The following is an 8,235-nucleotide window of genomic DNA, read 5'->3' as shown; positions in this document are numbered from 1 at the left end:
AGTCGTAGTGCATCCGCCCGTCGCGCCCGGTGAAGACGTAGAGCTCCGTCTCGTAGATCCGTCCGCTGCCGACGACCTTCGCCTCGAACACCTCGACCGGACGCGCGGGCCGTCGACGGCCTCGCCGCGGAGCTGCGGGCGCTCGGCGCCGACGAGGTCCACCTCGCGCTGCCCGGCACGCACGCGACGACGGCCGCGCTCGGCGTCCTGGACGGTCTCGCGGCGCTCCGTCCCGACGCGCTCCTGATGACCCACCGCGACCGGGCCGAGCGCCCTGGCGGCCTGCTCGGTGCGTCGATCCTGCGCGACCTGCCGATCGCCTACGTCACCGACGGCCACGCCGCCGCGCTCGCCGATCCCGCCCGCCTCGCGCGGATGGTGCAGCCGTGAGCCGCGACGGCGACACCCGCCTGCTGCCGCTCGTGCCGCCGTCCGCGGCGTCGGACCGCGGGCGCCTCGGTCGACCCGCCGTGGCGGGCGAGCGGCAGGTCTCGGTCGCGCACCACCCGCGCGTGGCGGCGAAGGTCCACGCCGCGAAGGCCTGGGGTGCGCTCGGCGCGTTCGGGCTCGTCGCCCTGGCCTCCGCGTCCGCGGGCGCCCAGACCTTCGACGTGCTCGTCCGCGCCCTCGCCGCGGGCGCGGTCGGCTGGCTCGTGGCGTGGGCGGCGGCGGTCGGCGTCGGCCGGGCGCTGGTGCGCGCCGAGGTCGAGGCGCACCGCCGGGCCCTGGAGGACCCGGCGGAGGACGGCCCGGGCGCCATCGGCGGCGCCTCGTAGGGCCGATCTCAAGTGCCTCGCGGTCCGTGGCGGCCGCTGACCGGCGGATCTCGCCCTCCGGCCCCTCGATCAGGCACCCAGCCTGGTTCTCGGGACCGGAGAACGACCTGCTTGGCCATCGACCACCACGACTCCACGATCCAATTGAGATTGGCCCGTAGTGCGTCGGCCCGGCCGTGGCCGGCGGTGGGACACTTCCCGCCGTGGGTGGTCCCGGTCCCCGTCTCCTCGGCGCGCGTCTCGTCGTCTCCGCCAACGTCGGCGTGCTGCCGGTCCTCGCCGGCATCGTCGCCTTCCGGCAGGTCCGCGACGCGTCGTGGCTGGTCGACGACGGGCCCGCACCCGACCCTGGCGACCTCGCCGCCGCCCAGCGCGTGCTCGAGCGGTGGGACGCGCGCATGCGCGACATCGATTCCGCCTTCGAGCACCCGTCCGTGGTCTGGGCGCTGGTCGCAGCCGGAGCCGTGGCGTTGCTCTACGTGCTCTCGATCCTCGCGCACGAGCTCGGGCACGCCTGGGCGGTCCGTCGCGCCGGCCTGCAGGCCGACACGATCGAGCTCGGTGCGACCGGTGGCTTCGTGACGTTCCCCGACGACGAGCACCTGACGGCCGGGAGGCTCGCGGCGATCGCCGCGGCCGGTCCGGCGGTCACGGCGCTGATCGCCGGGGTGTCGTTCGGGGCGCTGGCCGTCCTCGGGTGGCCGATCGCGGCGTCCCCCGACGCAGGGTCGACGGCGGGCGTCGTGGCGCAGCAGGTCCTCGGCACGACGTTCATCCTCAACGCGGTCGTCCTGGTGATCAACCTGCTGCCGTTCCGTCCGCTCGACGGTGGCCAGCTCCTGGCGGCCGCCGCCCTGCGGCTGCGGCGCGGAGGGCGCTGAGGGCTCCTCCCCGGAGTCGCCCTCCGGCATCGACGCGGGGTCACGGCGACCCGGGAGCGCGTATTGGGGAGGACCCCGATGCGGGATCGTCGGTGGCCCGACACGGTGGCCCGATGATCCTCCTCGCCGTCCGTCGCGCCCTCGCGCTCGCGTCCGCCGCCGTCGCCATCGGTGCCGCCGTCCTCGCGGGACCGGCCCCGCCCGCCGGGGCGACCGCCGTCGTCTACCGGGACGGCAACGACGTCCACGTCGCGAGCGTCGACGGGGCTCGGCACCGCCGCGTCACCGCCGACGGGACCGACGCGGCGTACTACACGCTGCCGTCCGCCGACGACGCGGGCAACGTCGTCGCGATCCAGGGCAGCGGCACGTCGCGCATGATCGTGCGCTTCCCCGTCGCGGGCGGAACGCCCGACCGCAACGTCATGCCGTGGAGGATCGGCAGCGCCGTCAACGCCGGTCCGACCTGGGCGCGCGTCAACCCGTCGGGCTCGTCGCTCGCCTACGGCTACCTCTACAACCAGGACATCTGGACCGCGCTGAAGCCGCAGCTCGCGATCGTCGACCCTCGCGCTCCCGGCAGCCCGACGGCGCCGACGGTCAACATCCCGGGCTACACCGAGGGTTCGTGGTTCGGGACGAAGGTGCTGACGACCAACGGCCAGCAGCTCTTCGTCGAGACGACACCGGGCACCTTCGCGGGCTGGCTCGTCGCCGGCGCGAACGCGATCACCGGCGGCGACCTGTCCCGCGACGGCTCCCGCGTGCTGGTCCGCTTCGGCAGCGGGGTCCTGGAGCTCGACGCGCTCGACGGCCGGACGCCGCCCGCCGCCGCGCCGGTCTCGGGCTGCCAGATCACCCCGAGCGGCGACGACCGGTTCTCGGGACTGCCGCGGATGGCGCTCTCCGCGGACGGTCGCCGGGTCGCCTGGTCCGACGCGGGCGGCGTGCACGTCGCGACGGTCGCGTCGACCACGACGCCGGAGGCCGCGTGCCGGCTCACGGAGCACGTGGTGCTCAGCCCGACCGGAGGCATGCCGTCGTTCACCGAGTACACGCTGCCCGCCCCGGGCGGCGGCGACCCGGGGAACCCCGGCGATCCCGGGAACCCGGGCGATCCGGGCGACCCGGGGAACCCCGGCAACCCAGGCGACCCGGGAGACCCCGGGGACCCCGGTGGCCCGGGGGGTCCCGGCGGGCCGACGGGCGGCGGGTCGCAGACGACCACGGGCGGCGGCACGACGACCACCGGCGGGACCACGACCACCGGCGGCAAGACCCCCACCACGAGCACGGGCGGGAAGGCGCCGACCGGTGGTGGGACGACGACGGCGTCCGTCTCCCTGAAGCCGCTGCCGCCCCTCCGGGCCGCACGGCTGCGCAAGGGCCAGGCGATCACGGCCGTCGTCCCCGCCGCGGGGACCGTGACCGCGACGATCGCGCGCTCCGGCCGGACGGTGGTCCGCGCGACGGGCGTCGCGAAGCGGGCCGGGAGCGTCCGCCTGACGCTGCGGCTCACGGCCGCGGGCCGCAAGGCCGCGCTGGCCGGCCGCCGGGTCGCGCTGCGGGTGAGGTTCGCCCCGAAGGCCGGGAAGAGCGCGACCGTCAGCAGGATGGTGACCCTGAGGCGCTGACGGCATCGGGAGGCGCACGCCGCGGGGCGGCGGTCCCCGGTCCGGCGGGTGGCCGCGTGGGCGGCCGAGGCCCGGCGCCCGGGCCGCGACCGCTCGCCCGGACGCTCCGGGCGACGGCCCCTCAAGTCCCCGGCGGGCCCGCCGATCAACGGTGCGCAAGGAGCGACACGGACGTCGCTCCGGGTACATCAACCACAGCCGATCAAGGAGATCAGCGCATGTCCCTTCGCATCAACACCAACGTCGAAGCCTTCAACGCCCACCGCAACCTCAACGCCACGAGCGACAAGATCGCCAAGTCCATGGAGCGCCTGTCCTCGGGCCTGCGCATCAACCGTGCCTCGGACGACGCGGCGGGCCTGGCGATCTCGGAGAAGATGCGGGGCCAGATCGGCGGTCTCGATCAGGCCAAGCGCAACGCCCAGGACGGCATCTCGCTGGTCCAGACGGCGGAGGGCTCGCTGACCGAGGTCCACTCGATCCTGCAGCGCGTGCGCTCGCTGGCGGTGCAGTACCAGAACGGCACCGTCGGCACGGACGACAAGGCGGCCATCGACGCCGAGGTCTCGCAGCTCACCACCGAGCTCGGCGCCATCGGCACGCGGGCGGACTTCAACGGCACGAAGCTCCTCAACGCGGCCGGCACCGTCACGTTCCAGGTGGGCGCCAACGACGACGAGACGACCACGGTCAGCCTCGTCAGCCTCGGCTCCACGCTCGGCTCGGTCGCCGGTGCGACCACGCTCTCGGGCATCACCCTGTCGTCCATCGACGCGGCGATCAAGGCGGTGTCCCAGACCCGCGCGGACTTCGGTGCCGTGCAGAACCGCCTGGAGCACACGCTCAACAGCCTGTCGGTGACGCAGGAGAACCTGACCGCGTCGGAGAGCCGCATCCGCGACGTGGACATGGCCCAGGAGATGGTCTCGCTGACCAAGAACCAGGTGCTGTCGCAGGCGGGCACGGCGATCCTGTCGCAGGCCAACCAGGCGTCGCAGGGCGTCCTGTCGCTCCTGCGCTAGAGCTCGGGCCCGGTGGTTCCCGGGTGACCGGGGCCGAGAGGTCCGGAGGGCGGGCCGCTCCGGCGGCCCGAGCGGACCAGGGTGATGCGGTACGACGGCCCCGGGGCGAGAGCTCCGGGGCCGTCGTCGTTCCCCGTGAGCACCCGGTTCAAGTTGCGGCGGACCCGGCCGACGAAGGGGTCATGGCGCTCCGACTGACCCCGCAACCGGCCGCGGCCGACCTGCCCCTCGCCGCGCGGCTGGCCCCCCGGGGCGACGAGCTGCTGCGCGCCCACGACCTGTCGGGCTGGGTCGCGCTCTTCCGCTCGACGGACGACGAGCCCGACGTCCACCGCCGCTACGAGGCCCGGCGGACGCTCGGCGAGCGCGCGCTCGCCCTGGCCGACGGCACGCCCCGCCAGATCGCCACGCGCCTGCTCGTCGTCGCCGGTCGGCTGCTGCGGGTGCTCGAGGAGGAGCCGCGCGAGCCGGTGCTGCTCAATCAGGCCGGCGTCGCGTTCTACGAGCTCGGGCGGCTCGACGCGGCCGAGGAGCTGTTCGACGCCGCCGCCCGGCTGGATCCCGCGCTGCCGCACGTGGCGCGCAACCTCGCCGAGGTCCGCCGCCGCCGCGACGCCGGGCTCGTCCACCAGGACGGGCTGCCGATCGAGGTCCGGCTCGGGCTCGCCGAGCTCGAGCCGCGGGTCGGCGCGATCGTCCGCCGGGCCCGCCCCGCGGAGGGCCTGACGATGGCGCTCTGCATGATCGTCAAGGACGAGGAGGCGATGCTCGGGCGCTGCCTGGAGGCGGTGAAGGACTGGGTCGACGAGATCGTCGTCGTCGACACCGGCTCGACCGACCGCACCGTGGAGATCGCCCGCGAGCACGGGGCGCGCGTCCTGCACCACGTCTGGCAGGACGACTTCTCGGCCGCGCGCAACGTCTCGTTCGACGCCGCCACGACGGACTGGGTGCTGTTCCTCGACGCCGACGAGGTGCTCGTCGACGGCGACGGGCCGCGGCTGCGCGAGCTCTGCGGCCGGACGTGGCGCGAGGCGCTGTTCCTCGTCGAGACGAACCACACGGGCGACCTGGAGGACGGGACGGCGACGACCCACGACGCGATGCGGGTCTTCCGCCACCGCCCGGAGCGCCGGTTCTCCGGCCGCCTGCACGAGCAGATCCAGCACGTCCCGGCGTACCTGCCCGAGCGGCTGGAGGTCACGACCGTCCGCATCGAGCACTTCGGCTACCTCGGCGAGGTCCGCGAGCAGAAGGACAAGGTCCACCGCAACCGCGAGCTGCTGCAGCGCCAGTTCGCCGACGGCGAGGACACGCCGTTCCTGCGCTTCAACCTCGGGATGGAGCACGTCGCCGACGACGACGCCCGCGGCGCCGTCCCGCACCTGCAGCGCGCCTGGGACGACCTCCGCGACGACCCCGACCGCGGCAACTACGGCTTCACGCCGATGCTCGCCTCCCACCTCGTCGACACCCTCCGCGCCCTCCGCCGCCACGACGACGCCCGGGCGCGCGCGGACGAGGTCCTCGCACTCTTCCCCGCGTTCACGGACATCGTCCTGATGCAGGGCCACGTCGCCCGCGCCGTCGGCGAGCCGGACGTCGCGGAGGAGCGCTACCGCCGCGCGCTGCGGATGGGCGACGCCCCCAGCACCTACGTCGCGACCGTCGGCGCGGGCAGCTACCTCGCCGCGCGCGCCCTCGCCGACCTGCTCGTCGACGAGGGCCGCGCGGGGGAGGCCGAGGCGCTGCTCGAGGCGTCCCTCCGCACGCACCCCGGCCACCTGCGCACCGCCGAGTCGCTCGCCGCGGTGCTGCTGCGCCGCGGGGTCCCGGGGGCCGACGTCGTCGCGCGGATCACCGCGCTCGTCCCCGGCCTGCCGCCGAGCGGCCGGTACCTCGTGGCCTCGGCGCTGCACCGCGCCGGGGCGGTCGACGACGCCGAGCGCGAGCTGCGCGCCGTCCTCGCCGCGCGCCCCGGATCCGACGCCGCGCGCCTGCAGCTCGTCGAGACGCTCGTGCTCCAGGACCGCCTGGAGGAGGCCGCCACCGAGGCGCTGCGGGTGGCCCCGGGCGCCGCGCGCGAGGACGCCGCGCTGCGCCACGCCGCGTTCTGCACGATCGCCGCGGGGCTCCCCGTCGACGCGGTCCTGGAGCGGACCGCGGCGGTGCTGCCCGCCGCCGACCACGCGCTGTTCGCCGCCTGGTCCGGCCGTGACGACGTGCCCCCGCCGGCCGCCGCCGAGCAGGCGCTGACGCTCCTGAACGCGTTGGCCCGCCTCGAGCGGTTCGACGCGTTCGAGCGCCTCGCCGCCGTCTACGAGCGGACCGGCCTGCCGTGGCGCCAGCGCCGGGAGCGCCTCGCCCGGCTCTACCTGCGCCGCGGCTTCCTGCAGTCCGCCGCGGAGGAGTGGATGAGCGTGATCGACCGCGAGGGCCCCGACGTCGACGCCCTGCGCGGCCTGGCGATCGTCGCCGCCGAGATGGGGATGGACGAGGACGCCGCGGTCTTCGCGGCCCACGCGGACGCGCTGGCGGGCGGGGGCGCGAGCGGGTCCCCGCCGTCCCTGGCCGCCGCGGTCGCGGAGCCGGGCCGATGAGCACGACCGAGCCGGCCGTCGGCAGCGGCGTCCGCCGCACCGACCACGAGGACGCGTACTTCGAGCACGCGCGCCCCGAGCTCCGGGTCCGCGTCCCCGCCACCGCGGCGCGGGTGCTCGACGTCGGCTGCGGCGCCGGCGGCCTCGGCGTGGCGCTGAAGGCCGAGCGCCCGGGCCTGCACGTCGTCGGCCTGGAGGGCTTCCCCGACGCCGCCGCCGAGGCGCGCGGCCGGCTCGACGAGGTGCTCGAGCTCGACCTCGACGCGACCCCCGGCCTGCCGCACCCGGAGGGCTGGTTCGACGCGATGATCTTCGGCGACGTCCTCGAGCACCTCCGCGACCCGGAGCGCCTGCTGCGCGCGCTCCTCCCGCACCTCGCGTCCGACGGCGTCCTCGTCTGCTCGATCCCGAACGTCAAGCACTGGACCGTCGTCCATCCACTGCTGGTCCAGGACCGCTGGACCTACGAGGACGCGGGCCTGCTGGACCGCACCCACGTCCACTTCTTCACCCTCGAGGAGGTCGGCGTCCTGCTCGACGACCTCGGCCTCCAGGCGGTCGACATCGGCGTCAACGACCTCGCCCCGCTCCCCGACGCCCTGCGTCCCCTGGTCGACGCCGCGGTCCTCCTGGGCGCGGAGCGCGAGGAGACCGCCGCCCGCCTCGGCGCCTACCAATACCTGCTGACCGTCCGGCGGGTCGGGGCATGATGGTCGGAGGGTCGATGGGGCACGCAGGGCCGGCCCGTCACGCGGCGACGCATGCCGCCCGCGACGCCGCCCCCCGCGTGTCGGTCGTCGTCCCGCTCTCCGGCGACCCGGAAGCCGCGCTGCGCTGCCTCGTCGCGCTGTCCGAGGTCCCCGACGACCCCGCACACGAGGTGGTGATCGTCGACGACGCGTCGGTGGGCCTCGGGCCGCTGCTCGAGCGCGTCGGGGGAGACGCCCTGCTGGTCCGCCGCCCGGAGCGCGGGGGCCTCCTGCGCGCCTGGGCGTCGGGCCTCGAGCGCGCGAGCGGCGAGATCGTCGTCCTGCTGGCGGGACCGGTCGCGGTCGATCCGGGCTTCCTGGCGCCCCTCGCCGCGGCACTCGCCGACCCGCGGACCGCGGCCGCGACGGCCGGCGTGGGGGATCCCGTCGCGACCGCCGCCCTGGCCCTGCGCCGCGCGGTCGGGCCGCTGCTCGGGCTGGGACGTGCGGCCGCGCCCGTGCGCGGGCCGGAACATCCGGCCGAGCGGGTGTGCGGCCAGTGCTGCTCATCCGCCTGCTCCATCGTCTCCTGATGGATGTCCTGGATCAACTCGCCCAACAGCGCCGTACGCA

Annotated in this window: 8 protein-coding genes; all 8 read left to right on the top strand. The window is 75.7% G+C overall.

Translation table 11 applies throughout. From position 1 onward, the window contains the following. Nucleotides 1-246: 246 nt before the first annotated feature. Nucleotides 247-390, top strand: a complete 144-nt coding sequence (locus AB0L40_RS24945; protein ID WP_364361037.1) for a hypothetical protein — start codon at nucleotides 247-249, stop codon at nucleotides 388-390. Next, a complete protein-coding gene (locus AB0L40_RS24940) occupies nucleotides 387-776 on the top strand; it encodes a hypothetical protein (RefSeq protein ID WP_364361035.1) in 390 nt (129 codons plus the stop codon). Before AB0L40_RS24945 ends, AB0L40_RS24940 begins: the two co-directional genes overlap by 4 nt. A 203-nt stretch (nucleotides 777-979) precedes the next feature. After that, on the top strand, nucleotides 980-1,657 hold the full coding sequence (locus AB0L40_RS24935; protein ID WP_364361033.1) for a site-2 protease family protein: 678 nt from the start codon (nucleotides 980-982) through the stop codon (nucleotides 1,655-1,657). 113 nt (nucleotides 1,658-1,770) lie between these two features. Beyond that, the gene (locus AB0L40_RS24930; protein ID WP_364361031.1) at nucleotides 1,771-3,291 is read left to right on the top strand and encodes a hypothetical protein; all 1,521 of its coding nucleotides are present in this window, start codon (nucleotides 1,771-1,773) and stop codon (nucleotides 3,289-3,291) included. A 218-nt stretch (nucleotides 3,292-3,509) separates the two neighbouring features. Continuing rightward, nucleotides 3,510-4,313 (top strand): flagellin, encoded by an 804-nt coding sequence (locus AB0L40_RS24925; RefSeq protein ID WP_364361029.1) that lies wholly within the window; start codon nucleotides 3,510-3,512, stop codon nucleotides 4,311-4,313. A 182-nt stretch (nucleotides 4,314-4,495) separates the two neighbouring features. Continuing rightward, nucleotides 4,496-6,913: a glycosyltransferase gene (locus tag AB0L40_RS24920; RefSeq protein ID WP_364361027.1), complete on the top strand. Its 2,418-nt coding sequence runs from the start codon at nucleotides 4,496-4,498 to the stop codon at nucleotides 6,911-6,913. Then, nucleotides 6,910-7,623, top strand: coding sequence for a class I SAM-dependent methyltransferase (locus tag AB0L40_RS24915; protein WP_364361025.1), 714 nt, complete (start codon nucleotides 6,910-6,912; stop codon nucleotides 7,621-7,623). The genes AB0L40_RS24920 and AB0L40_RS24915 overlap by 4 nt, the downstream gene beginning before the upstream one ends. Before the next feature lie 14 nt (nucleotides 7,624-7,637). Then, nucleotides 7,638-8,195, top strand: a complete 558-nt coding sequence (locus AB0L40_RS24910; protein ID WP_364361023.1) for a glycosyltransferase — start codon at nucleotides 7,638-7,640, stop codon at nucleotides 8,193-8,195. The last annotated feature ends 40 nt before the right edge of the window (nucleotides 8,196-8,235 follow it).

The sequence above is a fragment of the Patulibacter sp. NPDC049589 genome, assembly GCF_040675535.1.
Lineage (GTDB): Bacteria > Actinomycetota > Thermoleophilia > Solirubrobacterales > Solirubrobacteraceae > Patulibacter.
This window is presented reverse-complemented; position numbering and strand designations above follow the sequence as displayed.